This is a genomic window from Vallitalea pronyensis (assembly GCF_018141445.1).
In the GTDB taxonomy this organism is placed as follows: domain Bacteria; phylum Bacillota; class Clostridia; order Lachnospirales; family Vallitaleaceae; genus Vallitalea; species Vallitalea pronyensis.
Genome location: NZ_CP058649.1, coordinates 3,672,659 through 3,698,176 on the forward strand (window position 1 = coordinate 3,672,659; position 25,518 = coordinate 3,698,176).

The following is a 25,518-nucleotide window of genomic DNA, read 5'->3' on the forward strand; positions in this document are numbered from 1 at the left end:
GTTGACTTAACCTCTCCCTTTATGAGTGATTAAATCAACCGCCTTTATTATACTATATTTGAAACATGCATGCATTATTTATTCATATAACTCGAGATGATATAAGATTAAGGTATGGTTTTTCACTTGCATGCAAATGACTTTGTGCCCCATTTGATTAAAGTATAGATGATCGTTACCTGGTCTACCAGGCAACGTGTATTTTAGTAGGTCCTGTTGAACCATATCTTTCATGATATAAATATCATCTGTATTATAAAGGGCCATTAAGGAACTGTTCTGAACATGGGCAGACCCTTTTATATCCTCTATGTACTTGGTTAGGTTAAGTTTTCTGACTTTTCCCGTAGCACTATTAATAACATATCCCTTATGCTCTTCATTACTAGTGTTATAACCAAAAAGATATTTATCATCTAGCCAATCTGTCATGGTATTTTCTATAGGAATTTCTTTCACATTTTGCCCCTGTTTGTCCATAATGAGAAGCACTTGTTCTGTTTGACTTTTCATTAAGTAGCTGCTTATTTTCGTACCATAGGCTGACCATCTGGGAGCCATTAGAATATTTTCTGTGGCATCACTTGTTTCTACTTTATAAATACTTACATCTTCCTCATTGTGAATAGCTTTTTTTCTAATTTCATGATCTGTAATGTAGATAATCGTTCCATCGTATAAGATATTGTACTCTGTATAAAGACCTTCGTTATTATCTGTACCTTGGATAATAACTTCTTTTGTTAAAGTTAGATCATCTGAATCAAATACCAGTACACGGTCAGACAAACAGACTGCAAATTGATTGTTTTCAAGGTTTTTGGCATCCCAAAAATTCCATACTTTTTTATCATCTGAATAAAATGCCTTATGCTGCTTCGTTTCCACATGGTATTTAAGGTATTGATAGTGATCTTTATCTTTATGACGCAGCAATACAATGATGTCTTTTTCTAACCATTTGGCATCGATAATGGTGTAATCAGCATAACCCAATAAGTCTATACTTTGGCTTTTGTTCCGACTACAATACCAACCTGCAACATAACCTGTACCATTTTTATAGGTAATAGCATACCATTCCTGTCCTTCTTCATCCTCCACAACTTCCTGAACTGTAAAGTCTTGACCTTGAACAGTCTTTCCTAATATGTCTGAATCTTTTGAGGGTTCTTTCCTTATGTTAAGCACTGCTGCTTTTATGGTAATAAAATCCCGTTCTTTTATAGGGACATGAATGGGTTTATCAGTCACTGGGTCTGCATCGGATATAACCTTATCCTGATTGACTTCTTGTTTATTGGATTTACCGCACCCTGCTATCAGTAAACATGTTAGTAGTAACATAATGGTTATGCTTATCCTTTGCATATATATGCCTCCTTTTTATCACTTATTCTCTTAAGTGTTCAATCAAGTGTTTTGCATCCACCAGTGAATCACAAATGTATTGTGCATGTTGTTTGGCAATGTTAGATTCTATAATAAGGTCTGGCACCCAGATAGGTATTGCACCAGCTCTTGAAGCTGCTAAGATACCATTTTCAGAGTCTTCGAGTATGATGCATTGATCGATGTTAATACCTAATGTTTTGCTGGCAAGTAAAAATATATCAGGTGCAGGTTTTCCATTGCTCACATCATCACCACATATAATGTGATTAAAATACGACTTAATACCCGCTTTTTCTAATAAAGATTCAGCATGATGGCGATGGGTTGACGTAGCTACTGCTATAGGTATGCCTTCATTCTGGCAATAGATTAATAAGTCCATTAATCCTTCTTTTGTATCAATACCCTTCGTTTCAATATAGTCTTTTGTATGGCCAGCCCTTACTTTTCTAGCCTCTTCATAGGGAAAGTCTTCACCAAAATGATTAAGTAATAACTTTTTTGTATCTGTAACGGTTCTACCAATGGCTTGTAGCATGAGCTCCCTTGTTATGGTGTACCCAAACTGTTCGCCAGCCTTTTGCCAACATACAATAGCAACATTTTCTGTATCTAACATTAACCCATCCATATCAAATATAATTGCTTCAACCATCATCTAACCTCTTTCTTCATCTATTTTATGTACATACAACCATGTCTTACTTATGCCTATCTAGCTCTAATATTGAAGCTAACGCCTGTAACCCTGATATAACAGGAAAATCATGATGTAACATATTTTCTTCATCTCGGCTTAAAACCATAGCAGGTATCCCTAAAGCTTGTGCTCCTTGACAATTGCTGGGACGATCATCTATAAATAGTGCTTCATGGGGTTTAATCTTGAGCGCATCCAAAGCTATTGTATACATTTTAGGATTAGGTTTTTCCACACCGATTAAGGTGGATATGACAAAAACTTTAAAATACCCATGCAGATTAGCCTTTTCATAGACGTTTATCAAAGATGGCCAAGCATCCGAGATAATTCCTAAATCATATGTCTTTTCTAGTTTTGGAATTATTTCATAGACATCATCATAAAAAACATACTTATCATCATTATATACGATATCCTTGGTAATCTCAGCTACTTTTTTTCTATCTAACGATAAATCTGGCAATTCTTTTCTAATGATACTGTAAAATTGATAAAAATGTTTATATTCTTCTTCTCGGGTCGTTATCTTATGTTGTGAACAAATATAATCATATGCCTTTCTAAATGCTCGGTTTACGTTTTCTTGATTTAGTTTTTTTAAGGTGTCTTCACTTACATACTGATAAAAATTTGGGGAAATAAACCAATTCCCTGTCTTAGGCCTATTCAATACTCTCCCTGAATCAAATAGAATAGCCTTAATACCCTTAACATTCATTAATTAAATACCTCTTTCCTCATTTTTTCAAGCCTTCGTAAGTTTGTCAATTTTTGCCTATTATAGCATTAATTTATTGATATACTGTTGATTTTCTGTTATAAAAATGTGACATATTGTAACGAATAGACCTACATTCATGTTACTTGTTTATTACAATTTCATTAACGCTGCTATATAAATGGTTAAATTATCGCATCATTTTTTTTGGTTTACTTTTTGCTTGATATTCTCATGATAATCATGTATTCTGTTACTATCTTGAAGAAAGTTGAAGTGATGAATGATGCATATTGATGTGACACTTATACTCCAAATTATTTTAGTAGCTTTTATCTTGTATTTTACATACGGTCATCTTCAGTTACATTTTTGTATGCGTTTTTTACAGACGTCACTCATGTACAAGCTCAATCAGCTTTCACTATTTCTAGACTACAAAATTATCCTTTCTCAAAAAGATATAGAATCCTATCACCGGTATGAAATATGGCGGTTCTTTGAGAAAATCAAATATCATATGCGAGGTAACTTATTCACCCATTAAAGGTTACAGGCATAATCCTTTGTAACCTTGTACACAAAGGAGGCATATCATGCAAATGATTATTGATTTTTTATCAAATATATTGAACCATATCAACTTATTCGTTAACGACTGGGGGATTACCATTATTGTTGTTACCCTACTCATAAAAGTCTTGTTAATTCCCATGACCATCAAACAAAGACGAAGTATGGAGCTTCAACAGAAATTTACAAAGCAAGTGGATGCCCTTAAGAAGAAATATAAGCATGACAAAAAGAGATTAGACCAAGAAATGGCTAAACTTTCAAGTCAATTTTCTGGCAATATGATGGGTTGTTTATTAACCTTTGTCCAACTCCCGATTATGATTTCACTTTATCGTGCCATTAGTCATATACCTATTGAAATACCAACGACTGTCCTTTTACCTTGGATTTCAAATATTAAAGCGCCTGATGGTTATTTTTTGATACCCATCATTTCACTCGTTATCCATCTCATGCCAAACATGCTGCATTACTTAAGTATATTTAAAGAACTGGATATTCAGAAGCCTAATAAAACCATGATTATCATCACATTGCTAATGAATGTTATCTTCATATCCCAAGCACCTGTTATCATTGGCATCTATTGGATTATATCTGGGTTATACAGTTTCTTGGAGCAGTTTGTGAGTTATTGGATAAAGGCAAAAAAATTGCGTGTTTCACCCTAAGTCTTATTACCAAAATCTATATGGCTATTATATGAACGATTATTAAACAGTACTAATACTTATAGTCATAACCCGTATACCTTATGATCTTACAATAATGGTATATGGGTTATTTTTTATTCAAAGTGCACTATTAAAAGTTAATACTATTTACATATCCGTCAAAGAACCTTAACTCATGATTATTATTCATCTTTCTTTAATCGCTCAGCACAGCCACCAACCCATACTTCTGAAACCCTATTATATTGAAATTGTAACATTACTTTTATTTCAGAAGGCATATCCATGCAATAACCCTGCTCAAACACATAGTTATGCTTAGTAGCTATATCTTGATACTTACTAAGGTAGCAAGCCAATGCTCCATTAGATGTACCTGTAGCCGACTCTTCTTCAATACCACAAACAGGAGCAAAATTTCTACATTGAGCTGATGCCTGATGGCTTGTTTCCGTTGTAAAGCTATGGATTCCTGTTACTTGATACTTCTTACTAAGCTGTACGATGGCTTCATATTTAGGTTGTAACTGTTTCAAATGCTGTAAGCTTTTAATAGGCAACATGATATCTCTCATTCCTGTTGTGACAACCTGAATAGGCAGCTTCGTATTTATATAATCGTGGTATGTACCTTGAAAGCATTTTTCTATTTCTTGGACCATTACCCTTTCACAAAATTGAGGCTTATTTTGTTCCATATAGACTTGGTTTTGTAGGATGATTACTTTCAATACCCCTGCTTTCGTTTCTTGGGTAAATTCTCCCTCACCCACACGCTTAAGGTCTCGAAGCAAATTGTAAGTTGCAATGGTAGCGTGTCCACACAAATCCACTTCTTCAGTGGGTGTAAAAAATCTGCATTTATAATCCGCTACATCCGATGGCAACACAAATGCCGTTTCTGAATAACCCACTTCCTTTGCTATCTTTTGCATGTCTATTTCACTCAGTTGCTCACCGTCTATCACTACACCTGCTGGATTTCCTCCTGTTTGATTAATGGTGAAGCCGCTCATATGGTATAATTTATACATTTTTCTACTCCTTATTGTGACTATTTCTTATAATCATGAGGTTATAAGAGTCGGATGATTCGGATGAAATGCTCATGTCATACTATTAATCCTTATTGTTATATATGTGTCAAGTCCGTATGGATATATTGTAACACAAATACGACTCTATAGACCATGAATGTGCGTTTAGTCAATATTGGATATGCAGGCATTAATAAACGATCGCATAGTTGTAGGTAGAAAAACGAGAGAAACCCTAAGAGGTTTTACATCTGATGATATGAAAAGAAGGTTTGATAAAGACAGCATACAACGTATAGTCAAAACGAAGGTGCTGTCTTAAATGTAGAGGGAGCCCGTTGGCTTATTGACTTTTGGGGCAGGAAAAATGTAGCCGGCATTCTATTAATGCCAGGAACACGGCATCATGTGGTTCATCTTAATAAATCCTTTAGAGCTAAGAAGAAGGCTAAACTAAAACAGCCACTATCCTTCTTGAAGCAAGGCAGCCATTCTTCCATTGCTAACGCTTACAGAAATATCGCCTTCTGTTATGTCTACAGGCTTAACAGTCACGAAGTAATCACAGCAAGAAGGACAATTTATACGATCGCAATAAATGAAATCAAACGAATTAGTTGATTGATCAATAATTCTAAAGTCTATTCGAGATATAAACCAGATACCTAATGATATAGGTTCACTATTATTGCATACTCTAAATAATTCATATCGCAATTGGGCATTTCCTTCATCCACAAGATTTTCAAAACTTACAATACTTGAAAACTCAATATTGACAGTGGGCTTGCACAAACAGCTTGTATCGATTGCTATATGGGCTAACTGAAAAGCTGGATCACTCGATGAAGTAAATGTTGTACTTCCTACACCCCTACCACATTCTAGTGCTAAATTTTTAGCCTTATCAATATTTGGCTTATTCTTGTTAAACGTATCTTTCATATGATTATTCTCATGTAAATCTGATGTTGATAACTGAGTGATTGCTGTTATTCTGGCATTATCAACGGTTACACCTAAATAAATGCCTGGGGCTCCCACATCTAACTGAATGCCTCTAACAGTCACAAAATATTCATAACATCCTGAAGAGACCATTTTATCGCAAAAGATAAAACTAAACGCATTATCAATAGCGGATGGTACATTTGTGTTGGTTCTCTCAAATCTCCAAACACCGAGACTTAAGGGAATACCATCATCACATACTCGGAACAATTCAAATTCTAAAAGAACATTTTGTACCCTAAACGCACTACTAATAACACTAGAAAACTCAATGAACACATCTGGTTTAAATAAACAGGATGTATCTGTTGCAACGTGGGCTATTGTCACAGGTGCTTGTGCTATGGTTGCCTGTCTAAAAACCACACTGCCATTTCCTTGACCGCATATTAAATCCATATCACAACAACTATAGGAAACGTCAGTTTGTATAAATGCAGCGATTCTTCCATTGCTTACTGTTACCAATGCTTCATTGACTTCAACAAGTGTAACTTGTACAAAATAGTCACAACATGCAGCAAGGTCTATATCTTCACAATAGATAAAACTAAAGGATTCTTCTTGTTCCTCAAAAACCACAGGAGCGCTTCCAACCTCTTCATACATCCAAGTACCCAAGGCTTGTGGTTGTTTGTTACAACCTACTCTAAATAATTCATAGCGTAAGCGAATTGTAGCCCCGCTCGCTAATGCCTCCATTTTTACAAGACTAGAAAATTTTATTAAAATCTCTGATTTATGTAAAAAAGCTTTATCAATTGTTACATAAGCTAATTGATGTGGCATATCATCAACAGATGTAAAGGTTCTGCTTCCAGTTCCTTGACCACATGTTAGACACACTTTTTTATGTCCATTTTTACTACAGTAATCATTTATCATGTATATCCCTCCATCCATCTAACTTTTTATTACAAAGCTTGCTCTTATACCTATAATACATAATATACATCTTCAGATAACAAGTGACTAACTTGTACTAAATTTTCATGAAGTCGTCATGTATTCTATAAAATGCTTGGCACATAGTTTTATGAATAACATAACATGTACTATAAGCAAGAAGCTGTATAACATTCATTGTGTCAGCTAATTTCTTGTAAAAGGTTATATTCTTGTTAGAGTGAAAATTATTTTTTATAAGGAGGTGAAATATGTCGTGTCAGGGTATATAAAGTGTAATAAGGACTATAAAAATGATTGTTGTTGCAGTAAAGAAAAAGATTGTGCTGTATGCAAACCATTAAGTCCATGTCCTAAGAAAATATTATTAGAATGCGGTACAACAGGTAGTACAATGATGTTTACAGCTACTGGTCAAACATTTACAGCGGCTCATGTTGCTGTCGATACATCATGTTTTTGCAAACCTCATATAGACCTTATGTTTACCAGTCAGGTTAGTGCAGTATTAACCCCTATTGCTGATGTCAATCAAATTGTTGATGCAGAAGTTGTTTTGCTATATGAATTGGTATGTAAACGTAATGGAGGAAGTGAAATAACAATCGGTAGTTGGACTTTTAGAAGATTTTTTTCCGCAGCTTTAATTAGTACAACTGGTGAAGTGCCACAAGCATTAGAAACTACGGACACCTTTAGCTTTAATACATGTATGTGTGCATCACCTTGTACAGGATGTACAGATTATTCCGTAAGAGTCACTGCTGTAACAGTAAGCCAAGACAGTACGTTAACTAATAATGCAAGTGCAACTGTTTCCATGGGACAACTTGTAGCCAAAGTTCAAAACTGTTAGTTGTCATTAAGTCTCTTGTTTACCCTATTATGTTAAATTTTTTCAGAATCATCCATCATCATCAAAGTCATACGTTAGGTTAAAGTTAATGCTATACGTTTCCAGAAAAACAACCCTATTTTTCAATGCAATCGTCTATTCTTTTTCACCTATTTTCGTCATAATAATAATGTATATAACTGGGACTAGTGAAAAATGATTGCATTCCAATAACTTGTTCCAAAAAAAGACCAAGTAGTGGCATTGTATTTACACTAACTGGTCTTTCCCCTCTATTACAATAAATAGCTGATCCTACTTTACGCATTAACTCAACTCACTAGATAAAAGTTTTTAAGCTACTCAAAAGCTTCGTTGTGTCTGTATACCCTAATGACATTTTCATTTCAACATCTGCTTTTTTAAGGTTTAAAACACCTGTTTTAAAATCACCTAAAGACTGGGATGGTATAATTGGAACGATTGGTACTGCTGAATTAATTTTTAATAAATTCATATCCTTCAAATCCAATACAATGGCAATTATCAGGTCACAATCACTTTGTATAACTGGTTCTAGAGGTACATTATTCGTAACCCCACCATCAACATAATAATGATTACCAATGTATACAGCACTAAATATTCCAGGTATGGACGTTGAGGACAGTATAGCATTTTTAGCTTTTTCCTTATCCATTTTCATGATATTAAAGAATTCTGCAGTTGGCGTTTTGGATACTTGTGTGGAACAAACATAAAAGTTTTCATATTTATTAGCTGTATTTAAAAGCTTATAAATCCCATCCTGTATGCATGTTTCGTCAAATTTACTGGCACTACTAACAAGCTGCTCACAATAGCTTGGATCCATAAAGGCAGTATATACAGAATTATAATCCTGTAACGTTAATTTTGACATAAGTTCTGAGGATTGAATGCCTATCTTTTGTTCCATGTTGAGCCAAATATCTGCTGCTTTGTTAACGTCAACGGATGCCATTAGTAATGTATTTATAGCACCAATGGATGTTCCTGCTACAACATCAAATTTTAGATTAAACTCCTCAAAAGCTTTCCACGCACCTATTTGATAAGCTCCCTTTCCACCACCACCTGATAAGACTAATCCTATTCTCATATTTCTCACCTCTTAAACTTTTTCTATGTTATTTAGTATTGGATATGTTTGTAGAAATTATCAATTCCAAATAATAGTTATATGCATATAGAGATTAATCAAATAGGTCACATACAAAAAATAATGATATTACTTTCAAATTTTGAACATATGAGAAATATTTTAGAGTACTGCTTATCATAGATGTTGATTAATTTATATTGAAAAGTCTATCAATACTTTTATATTCATTAATATTAGTTAGTTCATCATGTATAAGGTTATCTTCAACTTTATATATCCTATAAGCCTTTGATGATTTATCTGACTTAATAATCCTAAATTCATCACTCTTAAAATCAATTGCACAATTATTTTCTATAGCTATACCAACTTCAGATGACTCTTGAACCATCTTATCAAATTCTTCTAAACGATTATCCTCATTATAATGTGGACAATGTAATCCTGGTATTAAACCTAAGGCTTTTAGTCTAATATAAGGTGATTTCACACCTTGCTCATATGTATTTGAATCACTTTGACCACTCTCAAACCAACAAATTGAACCTGCGCTTAATCCGCTTAATACTACGCCTTTCTCATATGCTTCTTTTAAAGATTTATCTACTGAATATTGTTTCCATACTTGTAGCATACGTTTCGTGTTACCACCACCTACATAAATTATATCTGTATTTAATATCATTTCCCTTGCTTCATCACTAGATGTTTGATTGTTTAAAAGATATAACGTCTTTACTTTGCAACCGAGTTTTTGACCGTATAACTTTTGAATACTTTCAACATATCCCTGTGGTTCACCACTTGCAGTTGGTATAAAAAGTATTTCAGGTACTTCCTTGTTAGCTGCCAATACAATTTCCTTATCAATAGCAAGTGTTTCATCATATCTTATTTCTCCTCCGCCAATTGCTATAATTCTTTTCAAAGCTATACCCCTTTCTAATTAGTTGAATCGTTAACGCTCAATGAAAATTATTAGAAATATACACAGTGTTAATAATAAATACTTTAATGCCATTAGGATAAATCCAATGTTACTTGCCATATCTATAAACATGAAATAATTTCATTTTATCATCCATAAGCTTATTCCTTTATTATATAAATAGTCGCTCAATCCATATACAATGTATCAGTTAATTTGCAAATATTGTATGCTTAACTTTCCATTTTTCTAACGAAATACCTACCCATAAACCATATATCCCAAGTGTGATAATGCTTAATAATAACCACTTTATCCAATTTCCAAAAAGCCCTACTGCTGAACCTGTAAATTTAAGCCTTCTCCCTTCAATGACTGTATGGTTTATTCTCCACCCATAGACCATGCATAACGCCCACGGGTAACAAATACCAAGAGTAAATGTTGTTACTAATGCCCCTAATATTCTCCAACCAATTAGCTGTAATAATCCACCATCAAAGTATGATTTACCATCATTATGTACACTTACATTAATCGCTACATCTGTCATAATACGCCTCCATTATGAATAATAATTATATGGATTGAACCACTACAATACATAATTATATTTTAATAATAACAGATAATTCGTTATTGAACAAATGGGTAATGGTTAACGAAAACTATTCAAGCATGCTCTAAATAGTGTGCATATTAATATACACAAACCCTACATAATTTAAAGAGCCTACCCATAGGTAGACCCTTTTTATGTACTATCATTTTTTTAGTATTTAAAAACGCTATTGTATTACATTATCCTATGGGTCCTAAATATTCCACAGCTACCCAACCATGAAGGTTATCATCCCAGATTTCAACCCAATTATAACCGTCAGATGGAGTTGAACCAGAGAGCACTTGAACTCTATCTCCTTCATAAAGTTTGCCTATAACACTGTGGCTTAGCCCAGGACCACTTCTTACATTTAACACATCAGCAGTTACAGTAGCAAACTGAGCTGCTGATACTGGTATAGAAGTTGCTGAAACTAACAGTATTAAGCAAATTGATAAAGTTAGTATTTTTTTCATATTTATCACCTCCTTATACTTATATTATACAATATTTCCAGTTAATTTATTGTCATATTTTGTTTTATTTATTAATTCTAATAATATTTTAATAATTGTAATAATATAATTAATTGTTCATCTCTTTTTTAGTCGTATTACTATGCTTTTATTTACTAAGTAATTTTTTTGTTCAAATAAAAAGAGCCTATCTAAAAAATATATATAGACTCTTTCTTATTTACTAATTAGTTTTAGTATTTATTCTCCTACTCTCTACAAATTCATAAAACCCCTCTTTAATGAACCCAATCAACAATTCGTTTGCCTCCTTTCTACAAAAATATATACGAAAAAAGAGCAAAATTTAATTATATCTGCTCTTTTTTCGTTAGTGGGGCTTTTATTTTTCAACAGCACCTTTACTTATAAGGATTTTACACTTGTGAAATTGACATTAACAGCCCTTTTCAATCCTTCGAGTTATAATGATATTGGGTGGTTGATGATGAAGTTTCCAAAATCTACTTTTTTCCACCCTACGGATGTAATATACATATCTCCACGTTTAGCCTTATTATGCTGGAAAAAAATTATTTTTGTTTTATTTACAGTTGTACTTTATAAATATTTTCACGTTTCTTTTTCACGCCATTTATGATGACTTCTCTTGTTTCTAACATAGGAAGATAGATTTTTACCGTCTTATAGGGTAGCTCATATTTGCCATGGGTTTCAATATTGATTTCAACTTTATTCTTATCTGTGGTCATCTTAACATTGACAAATGAATAGATGCCTTTTCTATAATCATTGGTTAATCCATCATCTTCATACAAACTATATTCACTTTCATCACAACCTCTAGATGGGAATAACATAAATCCTCTTTCATCATTCCCTTTGGTTTCAAAAGTTACTTCTGCATCATTAATAGGTATAATACCGCCAGCTTTTATTAATAATGGTGTATAGTGTAGCGGTGCAGGTATTGTCACTTCCTGACCACCCTCATACCATATACCTGTATTAAAATCGTACCATCCATCATCATAGGCTGGTAAATATACATTTCTTTCAAATTGTCCTTTTTCAACAACTGAAGCAACAAGCATATCTTCACCTAACATAAAATCATCACATTCTTCAAAGGTCTTTTTGTCACTTTCAAAATCGTAGAATGTAGGTCGAATCATAGGTTCATAGTAACTATGGGCTCTATAAACTAAGTTATAAAGATATGGTGTGATTTTCGTTCTAAATTTGATGGCACTTCTAATAAATTGAGTCATTTCTGGATACATCCAAGGCTCATTTACAGTTGCGTCATCATTCCAAGAATGAATCGTAAATCTAGGATGGAATATGCCGTTTTGTACCCATCTAACAAACAATTCCGGTTCTGGTGCCATTCCTGAGAATCCACCTACATCGTGTCCAATATTATAAACACCGCTCAAGCTCAAGCCAATTCCCATTTTAATATTGAACTTCAAATTATTGTAACCCGTTCTATTATCACCTGACCATGTTTGCACATACCTGTGCATACCGGGGCATCCAGACCTAGATATGAGATAAGGTCTTAAATCAGGGGCGAATTCTTTTTGTGCTTCATATGAAGCTTTCATCATTAACAATGATTGAAGAGGCCTAATTTGACCTATATTTATTTCTTTACCGAATCCATTTGCCTTAGCCTCTGCATCCCAAATCTCATATTCGTTATTATCATTCCAAGTACTATCAATACCATACTCTAGTAGTTTTTCGGTGACTTGCTGCTTCCACCAATTAAATGCCATTGGATTAGTGAAGTCTATGTAAGCACCAAGTTCATCCCAAAATTGAGCCACTTCTGTATTTTCTCCTGATCTATCTTGTACAAACATTTTCTTTTGTTCAAGTTCGCCATACATGGGGTGGTCGATTAATAATGCTGGCTTAATATTGGCACATAGTCTTATGCCATTATCATGGAAATCTTTTGCCATTTCTTTTGGTGTGGGTACCTTATCTCTATTCCAATTGAATACATATCGCTTATTGCCTATAGAAGTATACCCTGAAGATAGTTGGAATGAATCGCAAGGCATATCATTTTCTTTACAATCTTTAACAAAATTCTGCAGTTGTTCTTGAGCATTTGGGGCATCTGTATAGCTCATCGTTGATCCTGAATAACCAATACTCCACTTTGGTGTAAGTATTGTTTTCCCTGTCAACCAAGAAAATCTTTGTGTTATATGCTTCATCTTAGGTCCTAAAATAATGTAGTAGTCTAAGTCTCCATCCTCAGCATTATACATTCTGTATTTTCCATGATAGTTATCCATTTCATTACCCATATCAAATATTGATGTGGATAAGTTGTCATAAAAAATACCAAAGGATATTCCTGTGTCTTTATTTCTTGTTATGTAGAATGGAATATGTTTGTATAATGGGTCTGTGGTTTCAGCATCATAACCCATCGGATCAACACTCATCATTCTATATCTTTTTCCATGCCTATCAGAATTTCCTGATTTTTCACCTAGCCCATAATACTGCTCATTTAGGTTTCGTTCCAAATAATGGTATACACCTTCACCTAATGAGTTTTCTAAATTATAAGCTTGCGTTTTTCTGTCATTAGCAAACTTGATTTCATCTTCACCATCTTTATAATACCAAGTCGCTTTCATACCGTCTAGATTAAAAAGGACTTTCATCTTCGTGGTTTCTATGGTACATGAATTGTCGTCTACTTCATAGTTAAATTTAGGCAAAGTAAAAGGCGAAATATCTAGTCTGTCTCGTCCTTCTTTTTCTATGTCTTCCATTCCTGGAGCAACAAGCCAAGTTTTGTCTAGCTTTAGCTTTTGTTCATATAATAAAACTCTTATCATATCCTCTTCTAATACAAATACTTTAGCTACTGCTAGCCCTTCCTTTAACCTAAACTCTAAAACATTATCTTCATATTTTTCAAAAATAAAATTATAATTCTTTTTAATCATTACAATTTCTCCTCTATACTAAGGATCCGCTTAATTTACACAGAGTATGTGAGGTTATATTTAAACAATCCCTAAATCAAATCAAATAATCGTGGTAATACTAAACTTATCTCAGGTATATAAGTCAGTAACATTAATACCAATATTAGAGCTGCAAAGAACGCTAATAGGGGTTTTATTACTTTTTCTATTGGTACACCTGCTACACTACAACCCACAAATAGTACGCTTCCAACAGGAGGCGTCATGATGCCTATACACAAATTAAACACTAAAACTATTCCAAAATGAACAGGATGTAAACCTAATTGTGTGGCTATTGGTAGAAAAATAGGTGTAAAAATTAATACCGCTGGTGTTAAATCCATAAATGTTCCAACGACTAATAAAGTCATGTTCATAATCAACAAAATAACGACCTTATTTGATGATACTGACAATATTAGTTCACTTATAGCTTGAGGTATACCTGTGTATGCCATAACCCAAGACATAGCAGACGAAGACGCTACTAAAAACATAATGACGCCAGTGGTTACAGCCGTTTTTAAAACGATCTGCTTCATACTTGCAAGAGTTAGATTTCTATATATTAAAGATAGAATAAACGTATATGCAACAGCAACTGCTGCCCCTTCTGTGGCTGTAAATGCACCAAAAACAATACCACCTATAACAATAACAATTAATAACAAACTAGGTATGGCATCTAAAAATACTTTCATTGCTTCTTTAAAAGATACCTTTGGTAAAACGGGGTATTTATTTTTCTTAGCTTTCACATATGCCACAATCATGACTGCAAGTCCCATTAATATACCTGGAATATATCCTGCAATAAATAGAGCTGATATGGAAACACCGCCAGCTACTAATGAGTAAAGAATTAAAACACCACTTGGTGGAATAAGCATACCTGTTGCGGAAGATGCAATATTTACGGCTGCTGAAAATGATGGGTCATACCCTTCTTCTTTTTCAAGGGGAGCCATAGTTCCTCCAATGGCAGCACATGCAGCAACTGCCGAGCCTGACAAAGACCCAAATAACATATTTCCAAGAACATTGGTATGGGCTAAAGAACCTGGGATTCTTCCCCCTATTACTTGGGCAAAATTAACCAACTTCTTCGCAATACCACCATTATTCATAATGTTACCTGACAGTACGAACAAAGGGACTGCTAACAATGAAAAACTACTTATACCATTGACCATTTTTTGAGTTATTGTGAAGAGAGCTACTTCTGGCGGAACTACCAAAAAAGATGTAACGATTGCTGAAATTCCGATACTAATTGAAATAGGTACGCCTATGACTAATAAAATCAAAAATATACTAAATAATAATATTGCAGCTTGCAACGCCATTTTACTTCTCTCCTTTCTCTGAAGTCATTTTAAGATCTTCTATTATATTGATAACCTGAAAAAATGAAATGATGATCCCTGATACCAAGGTACATACATATATATATGACTTTGATATCTGTAATAAGGGAGTCCTTGTGTCAATGACTTCTTGAGTAATATCTTTTCCTCCCAATATGAGAATATATAACGCAAATAATAAAACTAACCCATCAATGAATACAGATAAAACGACTTTTTTTGTACCTGTTAATTTTTGTCTCAGAAAGATCAAGGACATATGCTCTCTTGAACCAAAAGCATAAGCTGCTCCCAAAAAAGACGTCCAAACTAAAATAATTATCACTAATTCTTCTGTAAAATCGCTAGGGTTATTTAATATATATCTCGTGAAAACTTGCACTAATACCAAAGATGTCATCACGATTAAAAGCAATGATATAACATAAGACAATATCTTATTCAAACCCGATTTTATAGCTGCCATGATATCCTCCTATAATTATAATGATTATTCTAAACCTTTAAAAGCATCTAATAAATTTTTCACTTTTGGCATGTCATTACTATATTTTTCTAACATCGGTGCTACAGCTTCTCTAAATGGTGCCTTATCAACTTCGTGGAATGTAACACCTAAATTCTCTTCTGCATCTTTTTTTGCTTCCTCTATAGCTTCGCTCCATAACGTTCTATGAGAGGTTGTTGATTCACTAGCAGCTTCTTTAACAGCAGTTTGTTGCTCCTTAGTTAAATCATCCCAAACTTTTGTACTAAGCACTAAAATATCTGGTATTCTTGTATGCTCATCATAACTAAAGTGTTTTGCTACTTCTCCATGCTTACCATTTGTTAAAGCGGTTTCATTACTTTCTGCTCCATTTATAACACCCGATTGTAGAGATGTATAAACCTCTCCGTATGGCAATCCAACAGGCGTTCCACCTAACGCTTTAACCATATCTGTTTGAGATTGGAATCCCATCACTCTTATCTTAACGCCTTTTAAATCTTCTGGCTTTAAAATCGGTTTATCCACTGTATAGAAAGAACGTGCGCCAGAGTTATAAAAAGTTAATCCTATAAACCCTTTTTCTTTCGTGTCATTATAAAGTGTTTTAACAGCATCTGAATCCATAGACTTGAAATAATGATCTTCATCAACGAATACATACGGAAGTGTGAATGCGTTATAACCTTCATCATAGGTCGTTAATGCAGCCGCCGATACTTTTGTCATCGCAACAGCCCCAACTTTTAATTGTTCTAATACTTCTGATTCTCCCCCTAGTTGACCATTTGGGAATATTTGAACTTTAACTTCACCATTTGTCTTGTCTTCAACTGATTTTGCAAATTCACTAAGAGCAAGATGAACAGAGTGTTGCTCATTTAAATTATGGGCCAACTTCAGTGTTACTGTCTTCTCTTTTGTCCCTTCGTTACTACATGCAACCAACCCCGTAAACAATACTGATACGATTACTAATAATGCTAATACTTTTTTCATTTTGTTACCTCCCAATTTTATTGATTAACATATGAAAATCACTGTCGTTCATTGTTCCCATATATTAACTTGATTATTAAGATGTTATTTTTAATTTCTTTCAAAAGTGTAACTGGTTACACTTTTAATCAAAAAAACTTATAAACACTGTCTTTAGATATAGCGTTTATGTTGCACATTATACACTATTTATTTTAACATGTAAAGTGTTTACTACATATTTATGTAACCAGTTACTTTTTTCTTCGCTTCTTTGTGCTGGATTACTATGTTTAAACATGAAAAATATTTTAGAATTATGCAATGTAAAGAATAAATAATGATTTATATACATGATTATACATTTTTTCTTATAATCCTCTAGAAATCAAAGTATAAATGATGTATAATAATGATTGTTCTTAATCTGAATATATTAGATATATACGTATATTTTAATAGAATAAATGATTACACTTTTATGTAACCTATTACATATTAAGAAAGGAATGGAATTATGTGCTATACAATATACGACTTAGCTAAAGAATGCCAAGTCTCTGTGGCTACAGTCTCTAGAGTTATTAACAATAGCGGTCCTGTAAAGGAAAAAACAAGACAAAAAATATTAAAACTCATTAAAGAAAAAAATTACTCACCTAACGCCTTCGCTAGAGGTTTAAATAATATAAGTATGAAAACAATCGGTATCATTATATCTGATATAGGAAATCCTTTTTTTGCTCAAATCGTTAAAAGCATTGATTCTATTTGCCAAAAAAATCAATATAGTATTATTCTATGTTCTACTGAGAATAATAGCAAAACTGAAAGACGAGAAATTGAAATGTTGATGCAAAAACAAGTAGAAGGATTTATTATAGCAGGAAGTAGACCTGTAAAAGATGAAAATGCTAGTTTCCTAACAGAAGTAAGTAAAAAATATCCTATTGTTCTTATAAATAGTTTTATAAGAGGTGGACATAAAATGTATTCTGTCATGGTCGATGAAAAAAAATCAACCTATGATGCCCTCTCATTAATCATCTCAAAGGGTCATAAAAAAATCTTCTTATTGGGAGATACTCAATGGAAAACCACTGTTGCAAAAATTAATGCCCTCAAAGACGTTTTAAAGGACAATGGGTTAAGCTTTGATAAAGAGCAAATTATCAACTGCAAGTACAGCTATTCTAGCGGTATGGCAGGAGTGAAAGAATTATTAAGCAGGAATATCCCTTTTCCTTATACCATTTTTTGTTCCTCTGATATGATTGCCATTGGCGCTATGAAGGAATTATTATCTCATGGAATAAAAATCCCTGAGGAAGTGGCAATTATGGGTTATAGTAATACTGAGAATTCGTCCTTGACAACGCCATCTTTATCTACAGTAGACCAAAAAATGCACGTATTAGGAGAAAAAGCCGCCAAAATATTTATTGATATTTTAGATGATAATTATCCAATAAACAAAAAAATGTACTCTGATTACAGGATATTAATGAGAGAATCTACCTAAGATATTATAAAATATGGACGATCAAAAACCAGTTTTTTGGTATAAAAGAGGATATCATTAGCGATATCCCCTTTTATACGTCTTATTTTGTGTACTCATTAACTTCTATACATATTATTTTATCATATAAAATATATTCTTTTCTACTTATATAAGGTCCTGTATTATAATCTTTTGTAAAAGCATAATAAACTGGTCCTTGTCCTATACCTCTATTAAAATACCAATTCATGAAAGTATCTACGTCACTCATAGCTAGATCATACTCTTTGTCGTTTTCATCTAATAGCTTTATTAATAATAGTGCTCTATTATTACTTACTTCAATCATGGCTGATGCAATATTGGAGTCAGCACTTTCTGCTCCGTTTTTTACTGCTCGTACAACATAATAATACGTCACACCAGTAGCTACATTTGTGTCAGTGTATGTTGTATCTGTTACATCCGTTGCTATGACTGTATCGATAGAACCGGAAGTTGTTGATCTTAATATAGTGTAACTATCTGCATCTGTAACAGCATCCCAATTAAGAGTTATGGAGTTAGATGAAGCTGTTGCTGTTAAATTTAAAGGTACGGTAACTCCATCATTAGGTGGTGTAAAAACTTCTACTGTAGCTAAATAACCCGTATCATATCCACCTATAGCATATATCTTATCGTTTAATGTCACTGCATCAAAGAAACGTCTAGCCGTCGGTATATTAGCTTTTGTTGTCCATATGTCTGTTACTGGGTCATATTCCTCTACTAAATCTAGGTTACTACTACCATCAAATCCACCCATTGCAAATACTTTACCGTTCATTTCTGTAACTCCAAAGTAACTTCTTTTTTTGGACATACTTGACTTTGACGTCCATGTATCTGTTATGGGATTATACTCTTCTACTGTAGCTAGATAAGCACCTCCTGTAGCTCCTCCACCTATTGCGTATATTTTATTATTGACTACTGCTACTCCTAAACCTACACTTGCTAATGGCATACTAGTCTTTGATGTCCACGTATCTGTTTCTGGGTCATATTCTTCTACTGTGGCTAGATAGCTACCATTAGTTCCTCCTATTGTATATATTCTATTATTAACTACTGCTACTCTTACACTTTGTCTTGCTGTTGGCATGCTAGTCTTTGACGTCCACGTATCTGTTTCTGGATCATATTCTTCCACTGTAGCTAGATAACTAGATGGACCAACATATCCACCTATAGCATATATCTTGCCATTAACTTCTCCAACACCAAAATCCTCCCTTGCTGTTGGCATACTTGCTTTTGTTGTCCATAAACCTGTTACCGGGTCATACTCCTCCACTAGGTCTAAAAAAGTCCCATTAGATCCACCTATAGCATATACCTTATTATTAGATTTTATTACCCCTAACCTTCTTCTTGAAGTTGGCATACTTACTTTTGTTTCCCAAGTTCCTAAAGGTTCACCTTCAGCACCTAACACCGAAAGTGAGTTAATCATCATTAAAGGTACAAGCATTATCAAACCTAATATTCTTCCATATTTTTTCATTAGTGTTCCTCCTTAGTATTTCAAACTACTAATCGTACCCTCTTTAATTATTTTTAGTATTCTTTTACTTTAAACCAAACTATTTTATCAAAAATTAAGTACTCATTAACATCTGTATAGGGCTCAATGTTAGCGTCATCTGGAAAACTATAGAATGGTAGTCCAGTACCATTTGACCTATCAACATACCAATTTTTAAAAGCATCAACATCAGTCATAGTCATTCGATATTCATAAATATCTGTTGTAGACAGTTTAATTTGTAGATTCGCAAAATTAGTATTTTCTTCAACCATTGCTGATGCGATATTAGAGTCTGCACTTTCTACTCCGCTCTTTACTGCTCGTACTACATAATAATAAGTTACGCCAGGAGTGACATTTGTGTCTGTATAAGTTGTACCAGTAATACTACTTGCAATTACTGTATCTATTACACCTGATGTTGTTGATCTTAATATAGTATAGCTATCTGCGTCGGTTATAGTATCCCAATTAAGAACTATAGAGTTAGAAGACTGTGTAGCGGTTAAGTTAGTAGGTATATTTGGTTGAACAACCGTTGCATTGTTATATGGAATATATCCATTTGGGATCTGATGTTCAAAAGCAGTTGCCCCAAAATTTGCTGTAATTATTGTTGAGCTTGTAGTACTGCCATTATATACTTTTGGATAATAAGTTAATGATGTGTCAATTTCCGGTTCAAGCACTCCCTGTGATACTCCATCAATAAAAAACTCTATTTTTCCTAAGTCTAAATCTAAAGCTACCCCTATGACGTTACCGTCACCAAATGTCGAACCATAACGTTCTCCCATATTATTCTTTGCATGAAAATATGCATAATGTCCATACAAAAAACTATTTGTATATATATCGTTGTCCCCTGTTCCAATTCCAATAAAAGGAGACCCACTATCAGCCTTTATCTCCCAATACCATTTACCAGTCTGCTTTCCCACATTTGCAATTACATTTCGTGACCCATTACCGAATATGTCTGCAGTTAGATCACCATTTGATAGTGTATAGTTTGTTCCATTATTAATAGTATCAAATGTGACAATGTCTGTTGATGCACTTATGTTAATAGTGCTAATTGTTAGTATAGATAAAGCTATCATTATAATGATCTTATTCCTTTTATGTTTCATTTATGTTCCTCCTTAGTATGTGAATTAACTAAAATGTTACCATTATATGGTAATAATATATAGACTTATAATTACTATTTTTAGATAGTATAATTAAGTGTTATTGTTTTCGACATAATATTATGCTGTATTGTTGCTCAAAACCTACATTTAGGTCATATAAAAAGATCTTCCATTAAGAAGATCTTTTATGTACTAAACAGTGCTTTAGTCTGGAATTTTAATTTTGCAATCCATAGGTTAACTCGTATCTTTATTAGATTTTATTTTAGTGCACACTTTATAAGCAATATAAATTACTATATAGATTATCAATGTATCTATAAGAAAAGCTCCTGCATCCACATATAGTGATTTCAACAATGAGGTACTTATTGGTGCATCATACACAGTTAAAAATGCTATCGGATAACCAAAATTAGTAGCAAATCCATCTGTAGATCGATAGGGGAGTACATACATTATTACTAAAGTTATCCAAGTAGCATAATTTAATATTTTTCTATTAAATTTCAGTCTTTTCACCTTCTTCTATTTGCCATGTGATTATGTTCTAAATAATACTTTAATCAATATTCCATTTGTCTTTAACATTTTCTTCACCTTTATAATAATCCACTCTTTGACTATTTGGATATACTTCTACATCTGGCAAAATATTTATTTTGTTTGAATCAGGATATTCACATATATCCATTCCATTATTAGTACGTATATCAAGAAATTTACATGGTTCTTCCGTATGGTTATAAAGTTGATGAGCACCTTGAGGTCCTTTTTCAAAAAAAACAATGTCTCCTTTTTTTAGTTCGTCAAAACCATTTGGCGTTCTTAACATCGCCTTTCCTGATATGATAACAAAAAGTTCTTCTGCATTTCTGTGAAAATGATATGGATAAGAGTATTTGTCAGGATCAAGTGACCTTACATCAAAATATAAATTATCTGATTGAACTACCTCCGATAATCTTTGACTTGTATGCCATGAAAATTCAGGTATAGGTGATTGTTTGGGTTCAAAACATAAATTATTTTCATTAAAAATTTTCGGCATTAAAATTCCCCCTTTATAAAAATTAAATTGACATTTAGTATTTACTACGAACAAACTTTTTTGGTAAACTAGATCGTCATAGGAAGTTTGTCTACTCTTTAATTACTATTTTTTAGGATTAATTATATTTGCGTATTAATATGTAGCGTATATGCCCTACCAGGCTCATGAGGCTCTCTAGTTACTAGACCATACTCTTCTAATTGATCAATAAGTGATTTAGGTCCTCCAGTTCTTGACACACCAATAATCGAAGAAATTTCAAGACCTGTAAGCGTTATTACATCTGTAGGTATATCATTACCTTCATTTTGTTTTTTTAAGGCAAGTAATAAATATCCATATAATAATGCCGAACTATGTCTCAGTCTATTTCTACCTCCTGCTCCATTATAACGAGGGTCCACAAATAATTTTGTTGGTACAGAAATAAAGTGACAGTATTCTTTAATTATTTCTTCATTTTTTTCCCTATCTTTCTTCCTCCTATTTAGTACAATATCATCACAAATTACCATTTTATTTATATATTCATATCTGAGTAGACAAATTCCCGATGATTATTATTTTATATTAGCAGATAATTTAATAATAAGCAATAAAAAAGACTACCCCCAATAAACAGGAAGTTGGCTTCTCTTATGACTAGACTAAAGTTTCTTTTAATATAGTCTACTGATGCAGTCGAATAGCATCGAACTCTTATATTAAATTTTGACATCCTTTTTTTAATGCCCATGATATAATACATAGTTATGGGCCTTGGGAAGAACTCGATGCTGCGGAATGATCGCTATAGTAAAAAAATAAAATGTGTAAATATAATTAAACATTTTATTTTTTTGTGCCGTTTTAGTATTTGCTAATATTGTTTCCTTATTAATTGGCAATATTTCATATGCTAGTAATGATTGTTCCAATAGTCACGTAGCAAATCCCCATGTTTATACTAAAAGAACTCTTAACGACAAGTATGTACATCGTGTAGATAATGTATCTGATGTAGAAACTTGCTCGGTACGTCAATATACAGTATATACCTACTTTTATTATGTCTAATGTACTACTGGTTCATATCTGGCTTTTCTAAATCTGTAGATTTACCAATATAAAAAGCCACAACCATAATAAAAATGGAAAATAACTTAAAAAGAAAAAGAGGATACCATTAGCGATATCCTCCTCTTGTAAGTACTATTTTATGTACTCATTAACTTCAATACAAATTATTTTATCATATGAAATATAATCTTCTCTACTTATGTAAGGTCCTGCATTATAATCTTTAGTAAAGGTATAATATGCTGGTCCTTGTCCTACACCTCTGTCAAAATACCAACTCATAAATGTGTCTACATCACTCATGGGTAGATCATACTCTTTGTCGTTTTCACCTAATAGCTTGATTAATAACAGTGCTCTATTATTACTTATTTCAATCATAGTTGATGCAACATTAGAGTTAGCGCTTTCAACACCATTCTTTACTGCTCTAACGACGTAATAGCAAGTCACACCAGGGGTTACGTTTGTGTCTGTATACGTTGTACCTGTGATATCACTTGCTATGACTGTATCAATAGTACCAGAATCTGTTGACCTTAATATAGTATAGCTGTATGCGTCGGTAACAGTATCCCAGTTCAGTACAATAGAATTACTATTAGATGTTGCAGTTAAATTAGTGGGAGAAACAACCTCTGTGCTAGATGACATAAATACCTCTACTATAGTTTGCATACGATTTGCTAAAGTTTCTCCACCGATAACATATATTCCCCCACCAACTTCTGCTGCCTTTAATTTAAATCTTGGTGCCGTCATATTTACTTTTGCTGTCCATGTATCTGTTACTGGGTCATATTCTTCTACTGTGGTTATACCATCAATACCCGAAAATCCACCAAATGCATATATCTTACCGTTGACTTCTTCTACCCCTAGATCTTGTCTTTTTGTTGGCATACTAGCTTTTGTTGTCCATTTATCTGTTACTGAGTCATATTCCTCTACTGTAGCTATAATAGCATTTGTTGGATTATATCCACCAATAGCATATATTTTCCCACCAACTTCTGCTATGCCAAATGCACTTCTTTTTGTTGGCATATTAGCTTTTGTTGTCCATGTATCTGTTGCTGGATCATATTCCTCTACTGTAGCCATAGTACCATTTGTTAAAGTACGTCCACCAATAGCATATATTTTACCATTAGCTCCTACTACCTCTAATCTGTTTCTTGGTGTTGGCATATTTGCTTTTGTTGTCCATGTATCTGTTGTTGGGTCATATTCCTCTACTTTAGCTATAAATTCAGTACCTGAATATCCACCAATAGCATATATTTTACCATTGACTTCTACTTCCCCTAATTCGATTCTTGGTGTTGGCATATTAGCTTTTGTTGTCCATAAATCTGTTGCTGGGTCATATTCTTCTACTATAGTTGTAAATTCAGTACCTGAATATCCGCCAATAGCATATATTTTACCATTAACTTCTGCTACCCCGAATGAATCTCTTGGTGTTGGCATGCTTGCTTTTACTGTCCATTTGTCTAACTCACCTTCAGTACCTAATACCGTAAGTGAATTAACTATCATTAGGGCTACAAGTAATATTAAACTTAATATTCTTCTGTATTTCTTCATTTAAGTTCCTCCTTGGCATTTTAAACGTCTAGTTACAGTAACCTGTATTACTTTAAATATTCATTCACCTTAAACCATACTATTTTATCATGGATTATGTACTCATCGATTTTAGTATATGGCTCAATGTTTGTACTATCTGGGAAGATATAAAACGGTAATCCTGTACCATTTGCTCTATCCGTATACCATGTAATAAAATTAGAAACCTCATTCATTGTCATCTTATACTCGTAAATGTCTGTTGTACAAAGTTTAATCTGTAATGTAGCTACATTGTTTTCAACCATAGCTGATGCTATATTAGAATCGGCGCTTTCTACACTGTTCTTTACGGCTCTTACAGCGTAATAGTACGTCACACCTGGGATTACATTTGTGTCTGTGTATGTTGTAGTTGTTATATTACTTGCTATAACCGCATTAATAGTACCAGAATCCGTTGATCTTAATATAGTATAGCTGTCTGCATCAGTTACAGCATCCCAATTAAGAACTATAGAGTTAGAAGATTTGTAGCGGTTAAGTTAGTAGGTATATTTGGTTGAACAACCGTTGCATTGTTATATGGAAGATATCCATTTGAGATCTGATGTGTAAAAGCTGCTACTCCAAAATTTGCTGTGATAGTTGTTGATTTTGTAGTATCGCCATTATATACTTTTGGATAATAAGTTAACGATGTGTTAATTCCTGTTTCAATTACTCCCTGCGAAATACCATCGTTAAAAAATTCAATTTTATATTTTTACCAA

Annotated in this window: 22 protein-coding genes; 3 read left to right on the forward strand and 19 right to left on the reverse strand. The window is 33.3% G+C overall.

Annotation, left to right across the window (positions count from 1 at the left end; genetic code table 11):
* Window positions 1–78 precede the first annotated feature (78 nt).
* From HZI73_RS15515 to HZI73_RS15525, 3 genes are read right to left on the reverse strand one after another with little or no spacing between them, the layout of a single operon-like run.
* A complete protein-coding gene (locus HZI73_RS15515; RefSeq protein ID WP_212694292.1) occupies window positions 79–1,371 on the reverse strand; it encodes an SH3 domain-containing protein in 1,293 nt (430 codons plus the stop codon).
* A gap of 22 nt (window positions 1,372–1,393) precedes the next feature.
* Window positions 1,394–2,053, reverse strand: coding sequence for an HAD family hydrolase (locus tag HZI73_RS15520; RefSeq protein WP_212694293.1), 660 nt, complete (start codon window positions 2,051–2,053; stop codon window positions 1,394–1,396).
* 43 nt (window positions 2,054–2,096) lie between these two features.
* Complete coding sequence (locus tag HZI73_RS15525) at window positions 2,097–2,816, reverse strand: HAD-IA family hydrolase (protein ID WP_212694294.1); 720 nt, start codon at window positions 2,814–2,816, stop codon at window positions 2,097–2,099.
* Between the two features lie 596 nt (window positions 2,817–3,412).
* Here HZI73_RS15525 and HZI73_RS15530 point away from each other — a divergent pair.
* Window positions 3,413–4,063: a YidC/Oxa1 family membrane protein insertase gene (locus HZI73_RS15530; RefSeq protein WP_212694295.1), complete on the forward strand. Its 651-nt coding sequence runs from the start codon at window positions 3,413–3,415 to the stop codon at window positions 4,061–4,063.
* A 185-nt stretch (window positions 4,064–4,248) separates the two neighbouring features.
* On the opposite strand, the gene HZI73_RS15535 is transcribed toward HZI73_RS15530, so the two are convergent.
* Together HZI73_RS15535 and HZI73_RS15540 are read right to left on the reverse strand one after the other, a co-directional pair.
* Window positions 4,249–5,100: a PhzF family phenazine biosynthesis protein gene (locus HZI73_RS15535; RefSeq protein WP_212694296.1), complete on the reverse strand. Its 852-nt coding sequence runs from the start codon at window positions 5,098–5,100 to the stop codon at window positions 4,249–4,251.
* A 468-nt stretch (window positions 5,101–5,568) separates the two neighbouring features.
* Entirely contained in the window at window positions 5,569–6,999 is a 1,431-nt protein-coding gene (locus HZI73_RS15540; RefSeq protein WP_212694297.1) for a DUF4489 domain-containing protein, read from the reverse strand.
* Between the two features lie 277 nt (window positions 7,000–7,276).
* On the opposite strand from HZI73_RS15540, the gene HZI73_RS15545 reads away from it, so the two are divergent.
* Complete coding sequence (locus tag HZI73_RS15545) at window positions 7,277–7,876, forward strand: DUF4489 domain-containing protein (RefSeq protein ID WP_212694298.1); 600 nt, start codon at window positions 7,277–7,279, stop codon at window positions 7,874–7,876.
* A gap of 319 nt (window positions 7,877–8,195) precedes the next feature.
* On the opposite strand, the gene HZI73_RS15550 is transcribed toward HZI73_RS15545, so the two are convergent.
* The 8 genes from HZI73_RS15550 to HZI73_RS15585 all read right to left on the reverse strand — a co-directional run bounded on the left by HZI73_RS15550 (window position 8,196) and on the right by HZI73_RS15585 (window position 16,868).
* Entirely contained in the window at window positions 8,196–8,996 is an 801-nt protein-coding gene (locus HZI73_RS15550) for a patatin-like phospholipase family protein (protein ID WP_212694299.1), read from the reverse strand.
* Between the two features lie 190 nt (window positions 8,997–9,186).
* A complete protein-coding gene (locus HZI73_RS15555; RefSeq protein ID WP_212694300.1) occupies window positions 9,187–9,927 on the reverse strand; it encodes a Type 1 glutamine amidotransferase-like domain-containing protein in 741 nt (246 codons plus the stop codon).
* Window positions 9,928–10,138: 211 nt separating this feature from the next.
* Window positions 10,139–10,480 (reverse strand): DUF898 family protein, encoded by a 342-nt coding sequence (locus tag HZI73_RS15560; RefSeq protein WP_212694301.1) that lies wholly within the window; start codon window positions 10,478–10,480, stop codon window positions 10,139–10,141.
* Window positions 10,481–10,728: 248 nt separating this feature from the next.
* On the reverse strand, window positions 10,729–11,007 hold the full coding sequence (locus HZI73_RS15565; protein ID WP_212694302.1) for an SH3 domain-containing protein: 279 nt from the start codon (window positions 11,005–11,007) through the stop codon (window positions 10,729–10,731).
* Between the two features lie 587 nt (window positions 11,008–11,594).
* Window positions 11,595–13,988 (reverse strand): glycoside hydrolase family 31 protein, encoded by a 2,394-nt coding sequence (locus HZI73_RS15570; protein ID WP_212694303.1) that lies wholly within the window; start codon window positions 13,986–13,988, stop codon window positions 11,595–11,597.
* Window positions 13,989–14,059: 71 nt separating this feature from the next.
* On the reverse strand, window positions 14,060–15,358 hold the full coding sequence (locus HZI73_RS15575) for a TRAP transporter large permease (protein ID WP_212694304.1): 1,299 nt from the start codon (window positions 15,356–15,358) through the stop codon (window positions 14,060–14,062).
* Between the two features lies 1 nt (window position 15,359).
* Window positions 15,360–15,845 (reverse strand): TRAP transporter small permease, encoded by a 486-nt coding sequence (locus HZI73_RS15580; RefSeq protein ID WP_212694305.1) that lies wholly within the window; start codon window positions 15,843–15,845, stop codon window positions 15,360–15,362.
* Window positions 15,846–15,869: 24 nt separating this feature from the next.
* The gene (locus tag HZI73_RS15585; RefSeq protein ID WP_212694306.1) at window positions 15,870–16,868 is read right to left on the reverse strand and encodes a TRAP transporter substrate-binding protein; all 999 of its coding nucleotides are present in this window, start codon (window positions 16,866–16,868) and stop codon (window positions 15,870–15,872) included.
* Between the two features lie 496 nt (window positions 16,869–17,364).
* Here HZI73_RS15585 and HZI73_RS15590 point away from each other — a divergent pair, with 496 nt between their 5' ends.
* Window positions 17,365–18,369 carry a LacI family DNA-binding transcriptional regulator gene (locus tag HZI73_RS15590; RefSeq protein ID WP_212694307.1) on the forward strand — a complete coding sequence of 335 codons (1,005 nt, stop codon included), beginning with the start codon at window positions 17,365–17,367 and terminating at the stop codon, window positions 18,367–18,369.
* A gap of 82 nt (window positions 18,370–18,451) precedes the next feature.
* Here the strand turns inward: HZI73_RS15590 and HZI73_RS15595 are convergent, their stop codons facing one another.
* The 6 genes from HZI73_RS15595 to HZI73_RS15620 all read right to left on the reverse strand — a co-directional run bounded on the left by HZI73_RS15595 (window position 18,452) and on the right by HZI73_RS15620 (window position 25,125).
* Entirely contained in the window at window positions 18,452–19,900 is a 1,449-nt protein-coding gene (locus HZI73_RS15595; protein WP_212694308.1) for a Kelch repeat-containing protein, read from the reverse strand.
* 53 nt (window positions 19,901–19,953) lie between these two features.
* Window positions 19,954–21,057, reverse strand: a complete 1,104-nt coding sequence (locus HZI73_RS15600; RefSeq protein ID WP_212694309.1) for an SPRY domain-containing protein — start codon at window positions 21,055–21,057, stop codon at window positions 19,954–19,956.
* 565 nt (window positions 21,058–21,622) lie between these two features.
* Window positions 21,623–22,111 carry a cupin domain-containing protein gene (locus HZI73_RS15605; protein ID WP_212694310.1) on the reverse strand — a complete coding sequence of 163 codons (489 nt, stop codon included), beginning with the start codon at window positions 22,109–22,111 and terminating at the stop codon, window positions 21,623–21,625.
* Window positions 22,112–22,233: 122 nt separating this feature from the next.
* A complete protein-coding gene (locus HZI73_RS15610) occupies window positions 22,234–22,629 on the reverse strand; it encodes a hypothetical protein (protein ID WP_212694311.1) in 396 nt (131 codons plus the stop codon).
* A 676-nt stretch (window positions 22,630–23,305) separates the two neighbouring features.
* The gene (locus HZI73_RS15615; RefSeq protein WP_212694312.1) at window positions 23,306–24,763 is read right to left on the reverse strand and encodes a Kelch repeat-containing protein; all 1,458 of its coding nucleotides are present in this window, start codon (window positions 24,761–24,763) and stop codon (window positions 23,306–23,308) included.
* 47 nt (window positions 24,764–24,810) lie between these two features.
* Window positions 24,811–25,125 carry a hypothetical protein gene (locus tag HZI73_RS15620; protein WP_212694313.1) on the reverse strand — a complete coding sequence of 105 codons (315 nt, stop codon included), beginning with the start codon at window positions 25,123–25,125 and terminating at the stop codon, window positions 24,811–24,813.
* Window positions 25,126–25,518: the final 393 nt, after the last annotated feature.